Origin of the sequence: Priestia sp. HNGD-A6 (genome assembly GCF_045784335.1) — a bacterium.
GTDB classification, from domain to species: Bacteria; Bacillota; Bacilli; order Bacillales; family Bacillaceae_H; genus Priestia; species Priestia zanthoxyli.
Genome location: NZ_CP138621.1, coordinates 2,783,105 through 2,803,835, shown reverse-complemented (window position 1 = coordinate 2,803,835; position 20,731 = coordinate 2,783,105). Strand labels below are relative to the sequence as shown.

17 protein-coding genes and 4 tRNA genes are annotated in these 20,731 nt (G+C 38.6%); 4 read left to right on the top strand and 17 right to left on the bottom strand.

What is annotated here, in order from left to right; translation table 11 throughout:
- Nucleotides 1–92: 92 nt before the first annotated feature.
- Both SCI76_RS14270 and SCI76_RS14265 read left to right on the top strand, forming a co-directional pair.
- Nucleotides 93–776: a response regulator transcription factor gene (locus SCI76_RS14270; protein WP_028409748.1), complete on the top strand. Its 684-nt coding sequence runs from the start codon at nt 93–95 to the stop codon at nt 774–776.
- Nucleotides 773–2,221 (top strand): cell wall metabolism sensor histidine kinase WalK, encoded by a 1,449-nt coding sequence (locus SCI76_RS14265; RefSeq protein ID WP_048021660.1) that lies wholly within the window; start codon nt 773–775, stop codon nt 2,219–2,221. Before SCI76_RS14270 ends, SCI76_RS14265 begins: the two co-directional genes overlap by 4 nt.
- A gap of 40 nt (nt 2,222–2,261) precedes the next feature.
- Here the strand turns inward: SCI76_RS14265 and SCI76_RS14260 are convergent, their stop codons facing one another.
- Nucleotides 2,262–3,104: a PepSY domain-containing protein gene (locus SCI76_RS14260; protein ID WP_048021658.1), complete on the bottom strand. Its 843-nt coding sequence runs from the start codon at nt 3,102–3,104 to the stop codon at nt 2,262–2,264.
- 381 nt (nt 3,105–3,485) lie between these two features.
- On the opposite strand from SCI76_RS14260, the gene SCI76_RS14255 reads away from it, so the two are divergent.
- Together SCI76_RS14255 and SCI76_RS14250 are read left to right on the top strand one after the other, a co-directional pair.
- The gene (locus SCI76_RS14255) at nt 3,486–5,384 is read left to right on the top strand and encodes a PhoX family phosphatase (RefSeq protein ID WP_048021655.1); all 1,899 of its coding nucleotides are present in this window, start codon (nt 3,486–3,488) and stop codon (nt 5,382–5,384) included.
- Between the two features lie 392 nt (nt 5,385–5,776).
- On the top strand, nt 5,777–6,775 hold the full coding sequence (locus SCI76_RS14250; protein ID WP_014457691.1) for a tRNA-dihydrouridine synthase: 999 nt from the start codon (nt 5,777–5,779) through the stop codon (nt 6,773–6,775).
- 136 nt (nt 6,776–6,911) lie between these two features.
- Here the strand turns inward: SCI76_RS14250 and rlmH are convergent, their stop codons facing one another.
- From rlmH to SCI76_RS14170, 16 genes are all read right to left on the bottom strand, one after another.
- Nucleotides 6,912–7,391: a 23S rRNA (pseudouridine(1915)-N(3))-methyltransferase RlmH gene (gene rlmH / locus SCI76_RS14245; RefSeq protein ID WP_028411923.1), complete on the bottom strand. Its 480-nt coding sequence runs from the start codon at nt 7,389–7,391 to the stop codon at nt 6,912–6,914.
- 83 nt (nt 7,392–7,474) lie between these two features.
- Nucleotides 7,475–7,633, bottom strand: a complete 159-nt coding sequence (locus SCI76_RS14240) for a CxxH/CxxC protein (protein ID WP_013059901.1) — start codon at nt 7,631–7,633, stop codon at nt 7,475–7,477.
- Nucleotides 7,634–7,706: 73 nt separating this feature from the next.
- Entirely contained in the window at nt 7,707–8,939 is a 1,233-nt protein-coding gene (locus tag SCI76_RS14235) for a S1C family serine protease (RefSeq protein WP_407544027.1), read from the bottom strand.
- Between the two features lie 57 nt (nt 8,940–8,996).
- The gene (locus SCI76_RS14230) at nt 8,997–9,791 is read right to left on the bottom strand and encodes an MBL fold metallo-hydrolase (protein ID WP_014457688.1); all 795 of its coding nucleotides are present in this window, start codon (nt 9,789–9,791) and stop codon (nt 8,997–8,999) included.
- A gap of 18 nt (nt 9,792–9,809) precedes the next feature.
- Nucleotides 9,810–10,589: a two-component system regulatory protein YycI gene (locus tag SCI76_RS14225; RefSeq protein ID WP_034263964.1), complete on the bottom strand. Its 780-nt coding sequence runs from the start codon at nt 10,587–10,589 to the stop codon at nt 9,810–9,812.
- Complete coding sequence (locus tag SCI76_RS14220) at nt 10,576–11,943, bottom strand: YycH family regulatory protein (protein WP_028411920.1); 1,368 nt, start codon at nt 11,941–11,943, stop codon at nt 10,576–10,578. The genes SCI76_RS14225 and SCI76_RS14220 overlap by 14 nt, the downstream gene beginning before the upstream one ends.
- Nucleotides 11,934–13,841 carry a cell wall metabolism sensor histidine kinase WalK gene (walK, locus tag SCI76_RS14215; RefSeq protein ID WP_033580358.1) on the bottom strand — a complete coding sequence of 636 codons (1,908 nt, stop codon included), beginning with the start codon at nt 13,839–13,841 and terminating at the stop codon, nt 11,934–11,936. The genes SCI76_RS14220 and walK overlap by 10 nt, the downstream gene beginning before the upstream one ends.
- A 6-nt stretch (nt 13,842–13,847) precedes the next feature.
- Entirely contained in the window at nt 13,848–14,555 is a 708-nt protein-coding gene (yycF, locus tag SCI76_RS14210) for a response regulator YycF (protein WP_013085552.1), read from the bottom strand.
- Nucleotides 14,556–14,817: 262 nt separating this feature from the next.
- Nucleotides 14,818–14,890, bottom strand: a tRNA-Phe gene (locus SCI76_RS14205).
- 4 nt (nt 14,891–14,894) lie between these two features.
- Nucleotides 14,895–14,970 (bottom strand) — tRNA-Asp (locus SCI76_RS14200).
- 35 nt (nt 14,971–15,005) lie between these two features.
- Nucleotides 15,006–15,077: transfer RNA gene (locus tag SCI76_RS14195), tRNA-Glu, on the bottom strand.
- A gap of 15 nt (nt 15,078–15,092) precedes the next feature.
- Nucleotides 15,093–15,165 (bottom strand) — tRNA-Lys (locus tag SCI76_RS14190).
- Nucleotides 15,166–15,332: 167 nt separating this feature from the next.
- On the bottom strand, nt 15,333–16,619 hold the full coding sequence (locus SCI76_RS14185; protein WP_013085553.1) for an adenylosuccinate synthase: 1,287 nt from the start codon (nt 16,617–16,619) through the stop codon (nt 15,333–15,335).
- Between the two features lie 187 nt (nt 16,620–16,806).
- Complete coding sequence (gene dnaB / locus SCI76_RS14180) at nt 16,807–18,171, bottom strand: replicative DNA helicase (protein ID WP_013059909.1); 1,365 nt, start codon at nt 18,169–18,171, stop codon at nt 16,807–16,809.
- Nucleotides 18,172–18,287: 116 nt separating this feature from the next.
- Nucleotides 18,288–18,737 (bottom strand): 50S ribosomal protein L9, encoded by a 450-nt coding sequence (rplI, locus tag SCI76_RS14175; RefSeq protein WP_013059910.1) that lies wholly within the window; start codon nt 18,735–18,737, stop codon nt 18,288–18,290.
- A complete protein-coding gene (locus SCI76_RS14170; protein ID WP_025752414.1) occupies nt 18,734–20,707 on the bottom strand; it encodes a DHH family phosphoesterase in 1,974 nt (657 codons plus the stop codon). Before SCI76_RS14170 ends, rplI begins: the two co-directional genes overlap by 4 nt.
- Nucleotides 20,708–20,731: the final 24 nt, after the last annotated feature.

The window sequence follows — 20,731 nt, the reverse complement described above, 5'->3', positions numbered from 1 at the left end:
CTATTTTTCAGCTTGCTTTCAGCTATTATTCAGGGCTGTTTCAGATAAAAAAGCATAATAGAAAGTAGAGGAGCAAAGGAGTTTTCACCATGATGGATCAACTAAAAGGAATTAAAGTCTTACTTATAGATGACGAACCAACTATTTTACAGTTTTTATCTTTAGGGTTAACGAATGAAGGATTTGATATCAAAGCTGCCCAAGACGGAATGGAAGGCATTAATATAGCCAAAGAATTCAAGCCTCATATCGCTATTGTAGATGTTATGCTTCCGGGAATGGATGGATTTGAAGTATGCCGTTTGTTAAAGAAAATGGGGAATATAGCTGTCATCATGCTAACAGCAAAAGATCAAGTGGACGATCGAGTAAAGGGGCTGACTATTGGAGCAGATGATTATATGGTCAAACCCTTCAGTTTTGAAGAACTTCTTGCGCGCATTCAAGCTAGAATCCGCAATCAATTTCCCAACTTATTAGACGAAGTATCCATCGGTCCATTTAAAATTGATGACCGCCGCAAAGAAATTAAATACCTTAATCACATACTTGATTTATCCCCTACTGAATATGCACTCTTAAAATTCTTAGTTATTAATCACGGTCTCGTACTAAGTAAATCCACCATTTTAGATCGAGTGTGGGGATATGATTTTGGAGGAGAAGAAAACATTGTTGAAGTATACATTCGATCACTGAGAGAAAAATTACAGGACCATAGCCGAACCGTTATTCGAACGCTTCGCGGTGTAGGGTACCGGATTGATATTTCATGAAGCACAAACGTTTCTTTCATTTGAACTCTCTTCGCCTTCAGCTTTTATCTAGAAGTTTACTCGTTATTTTGAGTTTACTGATGCTGATAGGCGTTTTTCAATACGTATTTATGAAGCAATTTATTTACACAAATAAAATTAGAAGCATCGAAGACCAAATTCACTTGATTCCCGATGATGTCTGGAAGCACGATATTGAAACGAGCCAGAATGTAAAACAATCATCAAGACCAATGGTTTATTTCCCGGGCGTTAATATTACCTTTATCAATCAAAAAAGCACCTTTTTACGGCTGGCTAAGGATCCACATCATTCTTACTTCCCTAAGCTTTCTGCATCTGCATACAAACAAGTAATGAAAAACAGCAACCAGCCGGACAACACGACGAGCCTTATAAAAAAAATGGATGGTCATCAAGAGCAAGTCATTGTTTTAAAACCCATTATCTTTGATGGAGAAATACAGGGAGTTATTCAAATTAATACTCCCACAGAATCATTAAGAGACCTCTTAATCAGACAAATGCTCATCTTTTTAATGCTTTCACTTACCGCAATGACCATTGCTTTTTTTGTTTTTTCTTCTGTTTTAAAACAGACGTTAGTCCCTTTGTTTACTACTACTAAAAAAGTGGAGCATATTAATGCCGGAAGCTTACATGACCGCTTGCCTGTTAATCAAGGACAAATCGAAATGGATCGCCTTTCTCTTTCTATTAATGAAATGCTTGAACGTCTTGAAAAAGCATTTAAAGCAGAAACAGAAGCCAAAGAACAAATGCGGCGTTTTGTTGCGGATGCTTCGCATGAACTGCGAACGCCGCTTACATCTATTCACGGCTTTTTAGAAGTTTTATTAAGAGGGGCTAGCAGTAATCCAGAACAATTAAACGACGCATTAAAAAGCATGTATGGAGAGTCCAAAAGGCTACACAAACTTATTCAGGATCTTCTGCTTCTTGCTCAGCTTGATCAACTTCCACCGTTTCAAAAAGAATACTGTTTTGTAGATGAGTTGATTTTAGATATGAAACCTCAACTCATACTATTGGCGGGGAACAGAAAGGTTTTATTCGACTTTCCAAGCCGTTTACCATCAGACATTAACAAAGATCAATTTAAACAAGTTGTTTTAAACTTATTTTCCAACGCCGTACAGCATACAAATCCAACTACAGGAGTTATTCAAGTGATAGGAAAAATAAATGAGAAAGAACTTTCGTTAATAATACAAGATAACGGTCATGGTATTCCTCAAGAACACCTTCCTCATTTATTTGAGCGATTTTACAAAGCTGATGCTTCACGCTCTCGGGCATATGGAGGAGCGGGCTTAGGCTTGGCCATTAGCGCATCTATTATAGAGCTGCACGGGGGAAAAATACATGTAGAAAGCAAATTGAATGCAGGAACTGCTTTTGAAATCCTATTGCCCTTGACATAAAAAAGACGATTGCCTTGAAGCAATCGTCTTTTTTATCAAATCAGCATACTTTTCCTGTTTGAGGGCTGATTTTTACAGTATGTTTTATATTGTCTGTTCCTTTGATCACAAACGTGTACGCTTGTTCACTGAATGAAACAGATTGAACCGTTCCTTTGTGCTGTTGAAGAGCAGCTTGTTTAGCTTGTTCTTGCGTAAACTTTACCGCTTCGACTTTGATTACTTTTCCTGTTTCAGCGTTTATTTTCACATGGTGATCTTTGTTATCTTTTCCGTGAATTAAAAATGTGTATACATCATTTACATATGAACTCGATTGAATCGTTCCACTGCAATTTTTTAATGCAATTGATTGAACCTGTGCTTTTGTAAATGCAGGGCTTTGAATTTGAATCACTTTTCCACTTTGTGCATTGACTCTTACGTGGTGGTCACGGCTATCGTTTCCATGAATTAAGAACGTATACACTCCATCGTTGAAGCCTGCCGACTTAACCGTTCCTCCACAGTTTTTCACCGCTACTGCTTGTGCCTCACTTTGAGAAAAAGATAGTTTTTCAACCTTTACCACTTTTCCGCTGTGTGCATTTACTTTCACATGATGGTCTTGATTATCTTTTCCGTGAATTAAAAACGTATAGGCGTTATTTTCAAAAGAAACCGATTGAACCGTTCCTCCGCAGTTCTTTAAGGCAATTGTTTTTGCTTGAGCTTGTGTATATGTGGCCGCTTCGGTATGAGCCGACGCTTTTGTTGAAGTAATGTGCTGGCCGTCTGAAGCGAATGCACTTGTCATTGAACCAAGAGCGATAGCTGTTCCAATTGTGGCACCTCCCACGGCTTTTGCTACTACTGCTTTTCCTGCTAATACTTTTCCAATCATGATTATACCTCCGCGTAATTTCCAATGTATTTACAGCACAAGCTAAAGGTTTTAGCAGCGGTCATTTATCAAAATAGCGCCATTGGAGTAACGTTTTTTTCTGCTAAAATACCTTTCACTTTTGCTGTACGAGCCAAAGCGCTTCTTGTCCTCTTTAGCTATGTGTTTATTTTAAGAGCGGAACATGAATTCACTATGAAGCCCAGCTGAATGCTATCTGAACAAATTCTGAAAGATAGCTGAATAACTTCTAGTTAAACTTGTCATCTAAATGTTCAACGTTCTTAACAACAGCTCAACAAATCCAATGCTTCTCTTCATATTTCCTCAACAATCAAATGATTTAATAAATGTATGAATACGATTTGGAGGTTATCAACCATGAAAAAACGAGTATCTCTTGGACTATCTCTCACTCTCTTAGCTTCTAGCGCCGCTTCTGCTTTTGCAGCAGAGCATCATCCAGTTCAACATCCAAAACAAATCAAAAGCGTCGAGTTTCAGCCAATGAAAGCACCTACTACGATTGAGAATATGATTAAAACGTATACAGAGGCCTCTGTAAAAGTAACGTATAAAGATGGAAGTGTGGAAAAAACGCCGCTTAACTATAACCAACTCTTTCTTTCAAAAGATAAAATTGTCGATAATAAAGGAGAATTAATCGCCGCAGGTACACCAATCGATGCAAACGGGGATCCAATTATTGACCGAAGCGTTCCTGATCAGCCATCACCGTACGTATCAGACGCGCCGGATTCAAACAGCTTTATTACCATTAACGGTAAGTCTTATATTATTTCACATTATGAATACGAATCTGTTAATAATGCTGGAAAAGAGATTTCCGGTCTTCCTGCTTCCATGACGCTTACACAAGTTGATCGAGATGATAAAACAGGAAAACTAACCGTCAACCATGCTAAAAAAATTGATTTTTCTAATGTAAATGGTTTGTGGACGCCGTGTAATGGCTCTACAACGGATTGGGGTACTCACCTCGGTTCAGAAGAATACGAGCCTGATGCACGCGCTTTTGAAGACCCTGCATCTAGCTCTTATAAAGACGTTACGAACTTCGCTAAGCTTTATTTCGGTGACACGTCAAAAGCAAACCCTTACTACTACGGCTGGATTCCAGAAATTTCAGTGGATGAAAGCGGCGATGCGTCTGTCGTAAAACATTACAGCACAGGCCGTTTTTCACATGAAATGATGCAGGTACTTCCAGATAATAAAACCGCTCTTTTTGGAGACGATGGTTCTAATACCATGATGTTTATGTATGTAGCAGATAAGGAAAAAGACTTCTCAGCAGGAACTCTTTATGCCGCAAAGTTTAAACAAACGAGCACAAAAAATGGAGGGAAAGGCGACCTTCAGTGGATTAAGCTTGGCCATGCAACAGACAATGAAGTGAAAACAATAATCGACAAAGGCACAAAATTTAGTGATATTTTTGAAACAGCCGACCAGCCTACAAAAGGATTTAAAGCAGTCAAAACCGCCGCAAGTAAAAAAGTTGAATATTTAAAAGTAAAGCCTGGCATGGAAAAAGCAGCTGCCTTTTTAGAATCACGCAGATACGGTGCGATTCTAGGTGCCACGTCTGAATTCAACAAGATGGAAGGACTAACGGTTAATAAAAAAGACAAAAAAGCGTATATGGCTATTTCTTACCAAAATAGTGCCATGCTAAAAGAGCCTGGTGCTGTACAAGATGATATTCAGCTTCCAAAATTAGAGTCTGGTGTGACCTACCAGCTGAACTTAGGCTCGCATCAAAAAGACCAAGCAAAAGGCAAGATTAACAGCCGCTACGTTCCTGCAAGTATGGAAGGGCTATTGATTGGACAAGACCTAGAAAAAGCAGATGCATACGGCAATACAGCGGATCCAAATAAAATTGCCAACCCTGATAACCTTACGTATTCAAATGACTTAAATACACTGTTTATCGGAGAAGACAGCTCACTGCACACAAACAACTTTGTATGGGCCTATAATGTAAAAACCAAAAAACTATCACGCATCCTTTCGGTTCCAGTGGGAGCAGAAGCAACGGGACTTCGTGCAGTAGAAAACATTAAAAACTCTCGCTACGTACTAAGCAACTATCAGCACCCGGGCGAGGACATCAGCGACAAAAATATTACCGCTGTTGATAAAGAAGAGTTAGCTAATGCAATGAAAGAAAGCATTGGCATTCAAGAAACTGGTGGTGTCGGATACATTTCTGGACTGCCTTCTAAGGACGGCGCTCCTTACAAAAAGCATTAATACGTAATGAAACCACGTCTGTTGTGAGTGACAGACGTGGTTTTTATATAGTAGAAGTTATTTATAAAACCGCTTATCGCAACCACAATTATGGTGAATACTTTATAATATCCTTAAAGAAAGTGCCTAGCCCCAAACGCGTTAGCATATTTATTGGTAAGTATCCGGTATATCCCTTCAGGCTCCCTTATGCCCCACTAATGCTAGATATAAAATTCGTTTCAATAAGTATTTCCAGCTAAACAAAATGTCTCGTTCCCTTGCACTTTTCGTTCCATACCATTAAAGTATATATTGGTTGAAGTTTATACTAGCATTCAACCTTATAAAAGAAATTACACTTTTTAATTTTGGGAAGATGTTTTCCCTAAAAGAAAGGGTTTAGATATAAGATGAAAGATAATTTTTGGCATGAGTTGCCGCGTCCGTTTTTTATTTTGGCACCGATGGAAGCTGTGACGGATGTCGTTTTTCGCCATGTTGTGACTGAAGCAGCACGACCTGACGTATTTTTTACAGAGTTTACGAATACGGAAAGCTATTGCCATCCGAAAGGAAAAGATAGCGTAAAAGGACGTTTGACGTTTACAGATGATGAACAGCCAATCGTTGCGCACATTTGGGGAGACAAGCCTGAATACTTCCGTCAAATGAGTATCGGCATGGCCGAAATGGGCTTTCGCGGCATTGATATTAATATGGGCTGTCCTGTGCAGAACGTTGCAGGAAACGGAAAAGGTTCTGGTTTGATTCGTCGTCCAGATACTGCGGCTGAGATTATCCAGGCAGCCAAAGCTGGAGGGCTTCCAGTAAGCGTAAAGACTCGTCTTGGCTATACGCAAGTTGATGAGTGGTACGACTGGCTGAAGCACATTCTAGAACAAGATATCGTGAACCTTTCTATTCACCTTCGTACGAAAAAAGAAATGAGCGATGTTGACGCGCACTGGGAGTTAATTCCGGAGATTAAGAAGCTTCGTGACGAAATCGCGCCTCATACGCTACTAACAATTAACGGTGATATTCCTGACCGCCAGAAAGGTCTTGAACTTGCGGAGAAGTACGGCGTTGATGGAATTATGATTGGACGCGGAATTTTCCATAATCCGTTTGCGTTTGAAAAAGAAAAGAAAGAGCACACAAGCGAAGAGCTATTAGAACTTCTTCGCCTGCAGCTAGACCTTCATGACAAATATTCTGAAGAGCTAGAGCCGCGCCCTTTCAAACCGCTTCGACGCTTTTTCAAAATTTACGTTCGTGGATTCCGCGGTGCAAGTGAATTAAGAAATCTACTCATGAGCACGGAAACGACTGATGAAGTGCGTGCATTGCTTGATGAGTTTAAAGACAGAGCTGGAGTGAAAGAAGACGAAGGTTTTTCTGTTTCTTAAATAAGAGCTCGTTTGCTTAAACTCAATTGTTCTATTTTATAGACGTTTGCTATTTATCCACATATGATAAAAGCTGAGGCAGAAGGTTCTACATTTCCTTCTGCCTCAGCTTTTGATGAAAAAATATCCACACATTCTATTTATGATAAGGTTCATTTCGAATAATACGAAAAGCTCGGTAAATCTGTTCTACTAATACTAGGCGCATAAGCTGATGAGGAAAGGTCATTTTTGAAAAAGAAAGAGCTGCGTTTGAACGTTTCATTACTTCGCTGCTTAAGCCAAGCGATCCGCCAATGACAAACGCTACTTTACTTTTTCCGTAAGTAGCTAATGAATCGATTTCTTTTGCCAGTTCCTCGGAAGATTTTTGTTTTCCGTTGATAGCTAATGCGATCACGTGAGTATCATCTGAGATTTTCGCTAAGATACGCTCTCCTTCTTTTTGTTTCACCTGTTCCATTTCAGATTCACTTAAGTTTTCGGGCGCTTTTTCATCTGCAAGCTCAATAATTTCTACTTTTGCATAGCTTGATAAACGCTTTAAATATTCTTCAATGCCTTGTTTTAAGTATTTTTCTTTTAACTTCCCAATGGTTATAATAGAGATATTCACAGGCTATTCTCCTCTCCTTTATCCCTTATCCACAGATATTATCCACATATCCACATGTCATATCCACATTTTGTATAAGAATATTAGTTCCCTACTACATATACAGCTTCATTGTCACAATATTCGCAGCTTTTTTTGTCAGTTGAATTTTCTATTTTTTCAAAAACAGGTGCTAGCTCAATCTCATCTACCATTACATCCAGCGCTAGTTCCGTGTGTTCTAAACAGCAATATATCTTCATGTATTTATCTTCCTTTCTCTATTCTTTTCATTAAAAAACCACAGGAGTTTATCCCCTGTGGATAACTTTTCTTTTACTTCATTTGACGCGTTAATTTTACTTCTGTGGATTTCTTTTTGCCATCACGATAGAACGTTACATTCATTTTATCGCCAATTTCTTTTTCAATGTAGAGGTGTTTGCGAAGTGTCGCAATATCTCTTACTTTGCTGTGATCTAGCTCGACAATCACATCATATTCCTTCAACCCAGCTTTAGCGGCTGGCGAACCTGGCTCGACTTTTAGAACAGCGACTCCGTTTACTACATCATGCGGTAACTTAAGGGTTTCTTTTAAATGATACCCTGATACCTCACTTAATGATAGTGTACTAACTCCAAGATACGGACGTCTAACTTCACCATATCGTTCTAAGTCATTAATAATGGGCCTAGCCATGTTAATTGGTATTGCAAGACCAATGCCTTCTACTGCTTCTTGGGCAATTTTCATGGAATTAATGCCTATTAATTCACCATCAATATTAACAAGAGCACCCCCGCTATTGCCAGGGTTAATTGCGGCATCTGTTTGAATGACTTCTGATTGCCAATCAGGATTTCCATCGCCATTCAAATCTTGAGGAATGACACGGTTAACTCCTGAGACAACTCCTTGTGTAACGGATCCAGAAAATTGAAGGCCTAGCGGGTTTCCGATAGCAATCACTGGTTCACCAGCTTTAAGCTTATCAGAATTTCCGAAGGTAGCCACTTTTGTCACGTGACCTGCATCAATTTCAAGAACTGCTAAGTCCATTAAATCATCGCTGCCAAGAATTTTAGCTGATACCCTTGTACCGTTACTGAAGCTCACTTCAATTTCGTTAGCACCTTTAATGACATGATAGTTTGTCACAATATAAGCTTTATTGCTTTGCTTTTTGTAAATAACACCTGAGCCCGTCCCGGCATCAGTTCGTTCATCATTCCAAAAGCTTTCAGAGTTCTGAATGTTTACAACTCCTACAACTGCTGCATTGACTTCGGAAACAGCTTTTGTGACGGCCGTAGTGACGTCAAGAGATACTGACTTTTGTATCGTAGACCCTGTTTGTTCATCTCCGTTTTCATCATTCATCCATCCGTATGGCAAAATCCCGTTCCTCACCAAGGCTGGCATAAGAAGCAGTACAATAAGTGCACCTATAATAGCTCCAATCAGAGCAGAAGCGAAATATCCTCTGCGGCGTTTAGGCGGCCGACTATTCGGCTCTTGGCCTTCATCATAATGTTCCACACTATCACCGAACCCTTCATTTATCATCGTGAATGTCTGCATTCACGTACTAAATGAAGTTATTTTTCGCTTCCTTTCTAGAGACTATACATAAACAATATCAGTTGGTCTTTTTGGATCAGTATCACATAGAAGAATATTGTCCTCTACATTGATGTCTTTTTGTTGTAACACTTGTGCAACCGACATGCGGGCAATTTCCTTCATGTTATTGTCTTGACTCAAATGCGCCAAATAAATGCGTTTGGTTTGATCTCCAATCACATCTGCCATTGCAAGCGCCGCGTCTTCATTCGATACATGTCCCACGTCGCTTAGAATTCGTCTTTTAATGCTCCAAGGGTAGCGCCCCATTCTCAGCATTTCAACATCATGATTGCTTTCAAATACGTACATATCGCTATTTTTAATCGTACCTTTCATGCGGTCACTTACATAGCCGGTATCCGTAATAAGGGTTAATTTTTTAGACCCTTGATGAAAGACATAAAACATAGGCTCTGCGGCATCATGCGAAACGCCAAAAGACTCCACTTCCAATTGACCAAACGATTTCGTTTGGCCAATTTCAAAGTGAAACTTCTGTTCCGTATCAATATTGCCGATCAAGCCATCCATTGCGTTCCACGTTTTTTCATTTGCGAAAATAGGGAGCTTATATTTACGTGCCAGAACACCTAGTCCTTTAATATGGTCACTGTGTTCGTGAGTCACTAAAATTCCTGATAAATCCGGGATATTGCGATTTACTTGTTGAAAGAGAGCTTCCATTTGCTTTCCGCTCAGCCCTGCATCAACTAGTAAGGAATGTTCTCCATCACTTACTAAAATCGCATTTCCTGTGCTCCCACTCGCTAGCACGCTGAAATGCAGGCTCATTTATCTCACTCCAAATACTTATTTATTTCCTTTTTTAATGATCTGTCCTTCAAAGGCATTTACAAAATAACTTGTATCTCCATTTACAACAATGTGCCAAGTTGGCGCTAAAACTTGAGAATTTAATAACGGCAGATCAAACGTATAGTATCCAAACTCTACGTTTGTTACAGAATCTTTCTTTTTCAATTCATCCTTCAAAAACAAATTTTCCAATGCTTTTAAAGGAGACAAAACATCCTGCTCATCATCCAACGTTTTCACGGAACCTAGCATCGTTTGTTCATATGAAACAATTTCACCTTTATCATTTAAATGAGCAATGATCATGCCATTTTCATTGTCATAGATTTTGTGCTTCTTATATTGTTGAAAGAATGTAACTGTTTTTTTCTCTTTATTAACGTTCCATAGCTCATAATCTTCACCGGAGAGCACATATCGTTTCAAAAATTGACTTAGCTTTGCTTTTGTATTTTTTTCAGGCACTGAAAAAGGTTTGTCCAATACGCTTCGAATTGTTTTTTCCTCAAGCAGCGCTGCTTTTTGCTCTTTCAGCTTTTTTAAGTCTTCTTCTTTAAACAGCTTACTTTTAGCATTTAACGAAGAAGCTTCTTTCACATCTACAGGTAAATGTTTATATTCAATGCCTTCACTCGTTAATTGTTCTTCCACGCTCGACTCCACAAATAGAGAGTACTGATCTTCTTGATGAGTTTTAAAAATCTGATAGCCTAAGTAAATATTAAGAATCAAGAAAGTGAAAATAAAGATGGTTTTTGTTCTATTCCAATCCATCGTTATCGCCTCCTTCGGTCGGCGGTGCAATTCGATACCATTTGCTATTATAATAATAGAACCAAGAAGGAACGAGTTTGACAGAATTAGAATTAAACTCAACCGTCTTTTCGCCGGTTTTCGGCTGCTGTGACACTTCTTCTAGCTGATAGCCTATTGAAATATCTTTTAACAGATTCGGGTCAAAGTTTTGATGTTTTTCAATTAATTGAATCACCTTTTGAGATGACTGCAGCTTTTCTACACTCGAGTCCTGTACTCTTACAAAACGATAAAGAGGACGACGGTAATTTAAAATCTCCGCATTTCCCCATCTCTGATATATTTCAGTCATTCCCTGATTGCTGTACACTGGATAGTTATCTTTATAATAACGATAGCTAATTTCTTTTGTAATGCGATTCCAGCTGTTGAACCTGTAATTAGATTCTGTCCAGCCGCCGTGGTCATTAACGAAGCTAAAGCTGCGATTTATTAAATTATAATCTTCCATTACCTCGGTCGTGGAATTTACAAGATTCACATATTCCATCACATCTGTCTTCGTATTGACATTGATTACTTTTGTACCTTCAGTGTAGACATCTCGGTTTGTAGACGTTTCTTTCCGTGCATAGTCTGGGTTGTTAAAAAGCGCTTCTTTATATTTTTCAATATCTAAATGCCTCATGCTCGTATAGTAGACTTCACTATTCATCGTAATATTATTTTCCGGAAGGAAAATATACCGATTTTTGTTTTCTTTATATACAAGGCTCGGGGCATACGTACGCTTCATTTTATCTTCTAATTCTTTGATATCATCTTTGGCCAAATTCTTGACTGTAACCGAATAAATCTTTTTTTGCTCATAATTCACAAGATACACGCTCACGAAAAAGGAAGGTGTACGCTTAATTTTAATGAGTACACGGTCAAATGTTTGATTAGGCAAAGACGTTTGAGAAAATGAAAAAAGCTGTTGAAATGTTTTCAAAGGTAGTGCGTCTGGATACAGCACTTCAATAGAATTACTTCCATGTACATAATTTAAAAATCCATCAGGAGAAATAGCATCCGAAACGTCCGTCACATTCGAAAATTTCCACTTTTTCATTTCATTTACCCATTTGTTTACATCATCTTCATCGTGAGACATGTAGTGATTATCGTTTCGATGATATAGAACTTCTGTTGGAAGAATATGATCTTCTATTTTACTTTTTGAACTAACTTCAACTTCTTGCAAATGTTGATTTTTTGAAATGACCTTATAAGAAGGCTGATACGTCCATATATGATACGTCATAATTAAACTGGAAGCGACGAGAACAACTAAGATGGCCGTTTTGATATGTTCATATCTCATTCCCATTCGTCATCATTCTCACTTTCAATCGGAAGAGTAAAGTAAATCGTTGTTCCTTTTCCTTCCTGACTATCTGCCCAAATGCGTCCATCATGTGCTTCAATAATTTCCTTGGCAATAGCAAGCCCTAATCCTGTTCCGCCTAATTTACGAGTTCGTGCTTTATCTACACGATAGAAGCGTTCGAAAATTTTAGCTAAATTTGATTTTGGAATTCCCATACCTTGGTCTTTAATGCTCACAACAATTTCATGCGTATGCTGAGCAATTGAAAATGTAATGGTTCCGCCTTCAGGTGAATATTTTATTGCATTGGAAATAATGTTATCTAATACTTGTGTAATTTTATCTTGATCGATAGCGACATAGATTGCTTCATTTGGCAAGTCGCGCACGAACGAAATACCTTGTTCAATTGTCATTTCAAAGCGATCAATGATGTAATGATAAAACTTTACAAAATTGATTGGGTCACGACTAAATCGGTAGTCTTGGCTATCTAGCTTAGATAATTGAAGCAAGTCGTTAACGAGACGAATCATTCGCTCTGTCTCCGTTTGCGTTACATTTAAAAATGTTGGAGCTAAGTCCTTATCTTGCCAAGCACCATCTGCAAGCGCATCTAAATAACTGCGCATCGTTGTTAACGGCGTACGCAATTCATGTGAAACATTCGCTACAAATTCTCGGCGATCTTGATCAATTTTTTCCTGCTCTGTAATGTCATGCAAGACAATGATAATCCCATTGATAAAACCGGTCTCTTTTTGAATAGCGGAAATGGTAGCTCGTAAAATAAAGGGATCCGATTTTGTACTAAAGTCCAAAATTAATGACTCTTGATTGGCAAGCAAGCTTTCAAACGTATGCGTTTCTTCAAGATCTAATAGGGAAACAACTGGATCAGACAAAACCGTTTCACGTGAAACATTTAGCATAGCTGCGGCTGGATCATTAATTAAAATTACTCTTCCCTTTCGATCCGTCGCAATAACGCCGTCCGTCATATGAGCTAATACCGAACTAAGCTTACGGCGCTCCCCTTCTGTCGTTGCCTGTGCTTCTTGAAGCTTTCTTGTTAAGTTGTTGAATGTGAGAGCTAGCTGACCAATTTCATCATACCCGTAAACCTTAGCTTTTCTCGTAAAATTACCTTTGGCCATCTCAAGTGCTTGTTTTCTCATTTCAGACATTGGACGAGTAATGGTCTGAGCTAAAAACACGCCTAAAATAGCTGTGATAAAAAGAGCAATCACCGTACCTGCCTTAAAGATCTGATTGATATTACTCATTTGATCGTAAACAGGCTCCATGGAAGCTGTTAAGTAAATAGCGCCTAAGATTTCTTCGCTAGACTGAACTTTTCCATTTTTATTAGTTGAACTTGATTGACTGGCACCTACTTTATCCTGTAAACGGATAGGCTGTATCATAACTCTGATTCGCTGCCCGCTTTGATCAACAAATACATTATCAGAGTTCGTTCCTGCTAACAACGCATTTGTAATCGCTAAATCATTAGTCTTTTTACCTATGATCTGTTGAGGATTTGAGTTCGATGTAGCAATGATTCTTCTATTTTGGTCAATGACTCTTACTTCAGAGATGTCATTCATATCATTTGAAGCTAAATTGGGTCTTGAAGCAAAATCTCGTAAAATAGTCTTTAAGTCTTCCTCAAGAGTCGGTGAATCATCATCACGATTTTTCACCATTTCTTGTCCAATGTTATACGTCAGCAAGTCTGTCCGCTCTTGAAGAGACGTTCGAAAGTTGTTAACTAATTCTTTTTCTAATTGTCGAGCAAAATAGACCCCAATAATTTGCATCGCAATTAAAATAAGCAGCACATAAATCAATACAAACTTTAAATGAATAGATTGCAGGAGCCTTACTTTCTTCATCTAAAATTACTCCTGCTCTGGGCTGCGTAAATAATAGCCTACTCCACGTCTTGTTACAATCCACATTGGATGGCTTGGATTATCTTCAATTTTTTCACGTAATCTTCGAACTGTTACATCTACCGTACGCACATCACCAAAATAGTCATAACCCCATACAGTTTGAAGCAAGTGTTCACGCGTCATGACTTGTCCAATGTGCTTCGCTAAATAATGCAGCAGCTCAAATTCACGATGAGTCAGTTCAATCGTTTCTCCGCGCTTAGACACAATATAAGCATCTGGATGAATAACAAGTGCTCCAATCGTAATTTCATTCGTTTCACTTTCTTCTGTTGGAACAGCTACCTGCTGATGTCTACGTAAATTAGCTTTTACACGTGCTAATAATTCACGCGTACTGAACGGCTTAGTTACATAATCATCTGCACCTAATTCTAGACCTAAAACCTTGTCAATTTCAGAGTCTTTTGCTGTTAACATGATAATGGGCATATCATATTTTTTGCGCACTTCTCGGCAAACTTCCATTCCATCTTTCTGAGGAAGCATAATATCTAATAAAATCATTTCAGGCTGTACTTCTTCCACTTTTTCAAGTGCTTCTACGCCATCATAAGCACAAAATACTTCGTAACCTTCTTTTTGCAAATTAAACTTTAAAATATCTGCAATCGGCTTTTCGTCATCTACGACTAAAATACGTTTATCCATGATCATCGTTCTCCTTTATTAGTTGAAGCAAAATATAAAAGATAGTATTCATACTGTTTGAATACCGTAGTTTTATTATACTTGATAACCCTTGAAACGTCACAAGTTCATCCTCTACTATACATGAAGATATATGATTTTCAACCATCTCTAAATACAAAAGTAATATATTACCATAAAAGAGATGCAAAGCAAATAACGTTTTCTTTTAAATGTAAATAAAAGAAAAAAGCATGACTTTAAATAAAGTCATGCTTTTTGATGGCTCGGGACGGAATCGAACCGCCGACACAAGGATTTTCAGTCCTTTGCTCTACCAACTGAGCTACCGAGCCAAAATGGCGGTCCCGACGGGAATCGAACCCGCGATCTCCTGCGTGACAGGCAGGCATGTTAACCGCTACACCACGGGACCTCAGTCTATATGCTATGTATTAAAAATATTAAAAATGACCCGTACGGGATTCGAACCCGTGTTACCGCCGTGAAAGGGCGGTGTCTTAACCGCTTGACCAACGGGCCACGTTGTAACAAAAGTGAGCCATGAAGGACTCGAACCTTCGACCCTCTGATTAAAAGTCAGATGCTCTACCAACTGAGCTAATGGCTCATGTTATATCTCTTAGCGACGCTTATTATAATAACATGATATTTCATATAAATGCAATAGTTTTTTTAAAACTTTCTTTTTATTATTGAGCTTTTTTTAAAAGTCTTGTTAAAAAGCACCAATTATAAATAAAAAAGGTTAGCTCACGAAGAGCTAACTCTTTTTATTTAGCTATATACACCACGTAATACATTTGTTTGTGTACGATCTGGACCTACAGAGAAAATAGATAAAGGAATACCTGTTAATTGAGACACGCGCTCTAAGTAGTGGCGAGCGTTATCAGGTAACTCATCTAATGTTTTCACACCCGTGATATCTTCTGTCCAACCTGGAAGCTCTTCATATACAGGTTCGCATTCTGCAAGTGTTTTTAAGCTAGCAGGGAATTCTTCCATAACTTCCCCTTTATAACGGTAAGCTACACAAATCTTTAATGTCTCAATTCCCGTTAATACATCAATTGAGTTTAAAGATAAGTCTGTGATTCCGCTAACGCGGCGAGCATGACGTACAACTACACTGTCAAACCAACCTACACGGCGAGGACGACCAGTTGTTGTACCATATTCACGTCCTACTTCACGGATTTGATCACCGATTTCGTTTGTTAATTCAGTTGGGAAAGGACCGTCACCAACACGAGTTGTATAGGCTTTTGATACACCTACAACGTGTTTGATTTTAGATGGACCTACACCAGAACCAATTGTTACTCCACCCGCTACTGGGTTTGAAGATGTAACAAATGGATATGTTCCTTGGTCGATATCTAACATAACACCTTGTGCGCCTTCAAATAGTACACGACGTCCTTCGTCTAACGCATCATTTAATACTACTGATGTATCAACAACATATTTTGCAACTTGTTGACCATACTCATAGTACTCATCTAAAATTTCTTCTAATGTAAAGCCTTCTACTTCATACATTTTTTCAAGAAGGCGATTCTTTTCAGCTAAGTTTTGTGTTAATTTTGCTTCAAATACTTCACGGTCTAGTAAATCGGCAATTCGAATACCAACACGTGCTGCTTTATCCATATAAGCTGGTCCAATACCTTTTTTCGTTGTACCAATCTTATTTTCACCTTTACGTTCTTCTTCAACTTCATCTAATTTTAAATGATATGGAAGAATCACATGAGCTCGGTTACTAATACGTAAGTTTTCTGTTGTTACACCGCGATCATGTAAGTATTTTAATTCTTGAACAAGTGCTTTTGGATCAACAACCATACCGTTTCCAATTACACACGTTTTGTCATTATAAAAAATACCTGAAGGAATTAAATGTAACTTATAAGTTTCACCATTAAACTTAATTGTGTGACCTGCATTGTTCCCACCTTGGTAACGTGCAATCACTTCTGCATTTTCTGATAGGAAGTCTGTAATCTTCCCTTTTCCTTCATCTCCCCATTGTGTTCCTACTACAACGACTGAAGACATATCTTAAGCACCTCCGCTTAGTAAGCAACAGCTCACTACGACATAATTTAACCATGGATAAGTGTATCAATTTATCACACTAAAGTCAATTAAATCCGAACGATTTAACAAAAGTTATTACAAATATATCGTATTTTGCGGAACGAATGCGATAACAATAAAATAAAACCTCTCATATTGAGAGGTTTTATGCACCAGGCGGCACTCCTGCGTCATCAAAGCGCCGCTCGAGATTAACGAATTTATTGTATTCTTTTACAAAGGCAAGCTGTACGGTTCCAACTGGACCGTTACGCTGCTTGGCTATAATAATCTCGATAATATTTTGATTTTCTGTGTCTTTTTCATAATAGTCTTCACGATATAAGAAAGCTACGATATCGGCATCCTGCTCAATACTTCCGGATTCACGGATATCAGACATCATCGGTCGCTTATCTTGTCTCTGCTCTACGCCACGGGAAAGCTGTGATAAGGCGATAACAGGAACTTCTAATTCACGGGCTAAAGCTTTTAACGCACGCGAAATTTCAGATACTTCCTGTTGTCGGTTTTCTCCGCTTCGTCCATTACCTTGAATAAGCTGTAAGTAGTCAATTAAAATCATCCCAAGTCCGCCTTCTTGTTTCAAGCGACGACACTTAGAACGAATTTCACCTACTCGAATACCCGGTGTATCATCAATATAAATCCCTGCATTGGACAAAGATCCCATTGCCATCGTGAGCTTTCCCCAGTCATCGGCTGTAAGCGAGCCTGTACGCAGCCTTTGTGCATCAATATTTCCTTCGGCACACAGCATCCTCATAACAAGCTGCTGAGCACCCATCTCTAAACTGAATATTGCTACGTTCTCATCCGTTTTCGTTGCAACGTTTTGCGCAATATTTAAGGCAAAAGCCGTTTTACCTACCGATGGACGCGCCGCTACAATGATTAAATCATTTCGCTGGAACCCTGCTGTCATTCTATCTAAATCACTAAACCCAGTTGGGATACCTGTAATGTCACCTTTTCGATTGTGAAGAACTTCGATATCATCGTACGTTTGTACAAGTACATCTTTGATATTTTGAAACACACCGCTGTTTTTACGCTGTGCTACTTCTAAAATGTTTTTTTCCGCTTCATTTAATAAAACTTCCACTTCGTCTTCCCTTGCATATCCTTCTGAAGCAATATGCGTTGCAGTACGAATTAGACGGCGTAAAATCGACTTTTCTTCTACGATTTTACCGTAATACTCTACGTTTGCAGCCGTTGGAACAGAGTTAGCTAAATCACTTAAATACGATACGCCGCCAACTTCTTCTAGGATTTTTTGGTCAGCTAATTCAGACGTTACCGTTACCAAATCAACCGGTTCACCTTGGTCAGAAAGTTTCAGCATACATGTAAAGATTTTCTGGTGCGATGCCCGATAAAAATCTTCAGGTATCAGCAGTTCAGATGCTAAGGTTAAAGAAGAAGGCTCTAAGAAAATGGCCCCTAATAGCGCTTGCTCTGCTTCAATATTCTGAGGCGGAAGACGATCAGCAAAAAGATCACTCATATTTCTATGCCCCTCTTATATTCTTTCAGTATTTTCTTTCATCATAAATGTTGGCGCGAACAAATACAAGTCCGCGCCAACCCTTTATATTATTTACTTATTTCTCAATCGTACGTTTATTTTTGTTCAGTCACGTGTACCTTTACAGTAGCCGTTACTTCCGGATGTAATTTAACCGGTACATTTGTGTAGCCTAATGCGCGAATGGCATCATTTAATTCAATTTTACGCTTATCTACTTTAATTTTGTGTTTTTTCTTTAATTCTTCAGCAATTTGTTTGCTTGTGATAGAACCGAATAAACGGCCACCTTCACCAGATTTTGCTGTTAATTCAACTGTTAGTTCTTCAAGAGTTGCTTTTAACTCTTTGTTTGCTTGAAGTTCTGCAGCTGCATCTTTTTGCTCTCTATTTTTTTGTGCTTCTAATACCTTCACATTACCGCCTGTAGCTTCAACAGCATAACCATTCTTTAATAAGAAGTTATGTGCATAACCGTCTGAAACATTTTTCACTTCACCTTTTTTGCCTTTTCCTTTTACATCTTTTAAGAAAATTACTTTCATGATTTTTTACCTCCATCTAAGTACTCATCAATTGCTTGTTTAAGCCTTTCTTCAGCTTCATCCAAACTAATGTCTTGAAGCTGAGTAGCAGCATTCGTTAAGTGGCCTCCGCCTTGGAGACTTTCCATAATAACTTGTACATTGATATCTCCAAGCGATCTAGCACTAATGCCAATTAGATTATCCCGTCGCTTAGAAATAACAAACGAAGCAACCACTCCGCTGATTGAAAGCAGCGTATCTGCAGCTTGCGCGATTAACACTTGATCATACATTTTGTTCGGTTCAGCGCGTGAAATGGCAATACCTGCTGTATAAATCTCTGCATGTTCAATAAAGCGTGCTCGCTGTACATATTGCGTAATATCTTCTTTTAAAAACTTTTGAACAAGAACCGTATCTGCGCCTTGAGAACGTAAAAAGGACGCTGCATCAAACGTACGAGATCCCGTGCGTAATGTAAAGCTTTTTGTATCGACAATAATACCGGCTAAAAGTGCTGTTGCTTCTAGCATATCAATTTTAAATCGTTTTGGCTGGTATTCAAGAAGCTCAGTAACGAGTTCTGCTGTCGAGGAAGCATATGGCTCCATATAGACAAGAAGAGGGTCTTCGATAAAGTCTTCTCCTCGTCTATGATGATCAATGACCACGACATTTTCAATACGATTTAATAACCTTTCTTCAATAACGAGCGACGGCTTATGCGTATCTACTACTACTAAAAGAGTATCATCACTCACAAGATTTAAGGCTTCTTCAGGCGTAATAAATCGTTCCCACAGGCCTTCTTTCTTTTTAATCTCTTCTAGCATTCGCTGAACACCTGTATCAATATGATCAGGATCTAATACGATAAAACCGTCTTTCTGATTTACTTGCGCTACTTTTAATATCCCAATAGCAGCTCCTACAGCATCCATATCCGGATACTTATGACCCATGATAATCACTTTTCCACTCTCTGTAATGAGCTCTTTTAACGCGTGAGAAATAACTCTGGCACGCACGCGCGTCCGTTTTTCCATTGGATTAGTCTTGCCGCCAAAGAATTTCACTTTTCCATTCGGCTGTTTAATCGCTACTTGATCTCCACCTCGGCCTAAGGCCAAATCCAAGCTAGATTGAGCTAAAGCACCCAGCTCAGGTAAATCAGCAGCACCAGCTCCGATACCAATGCTCAATGTAAGCGGTATATTTTGTTTAGACGTCTCTTCTCGAACTTGGTCTAAGATAGAAAATTTGCTTCGCTCTAAATGAATTAAGATTTGTTCATTCATAATCGCAATAAATTTCTCAGAAGACGTACGTTTAATAAAAATACCGTATTCTTGAGCCCAACTATTTAACATAGAAGTTACTTGGCTATTCAAGTTACTTTTAACTTGATCATCCATTCCTTGCGTTAGTTCATCATAATTATCTAAAAAGATAATGCCTAAACTTGTTCGTTCTTCCTCATACAATTTTTCGATTTCTATTTGCTCTGTAATATCAAAGAAGTACAGTAAGCGCTCGTCTCGTTTAATCACCACTTTGAATTTCCGATCATGCAACGTGACAACTTCTGTTTCCACTTCTTGTTTGATCAGTGGAATAATACTCTCTGCCACATCGTATAATGATCTTCCCACCAGTGTGTCTTCACCCAGACAAGATGCTAGAAAAGGATTGGTCCATTCAATTTGATATTCATCATTAAATAGCATAATCCCAATCGGCATTTCCATTAATGCCTCTTCGCCTACTTTTTTCAACCGATGAGACAGCATTGAAATATAGGTTTCAAACTCATCGGACAGCATTCGCTCCATTCTCATGTATAGAAAAAGACAGGCTAATAGTAATATAAAGCCTATCATTCCTATGATCCAATTATGATAGGTCACGATACCTACTAAAATCAGGGCTATACTATACAATGAGTAAAATGGATAGCGAATGACGTTCTTTTTTGTAAAGACAGGCATCCATTTCAGCTCCTACTTTTTTAA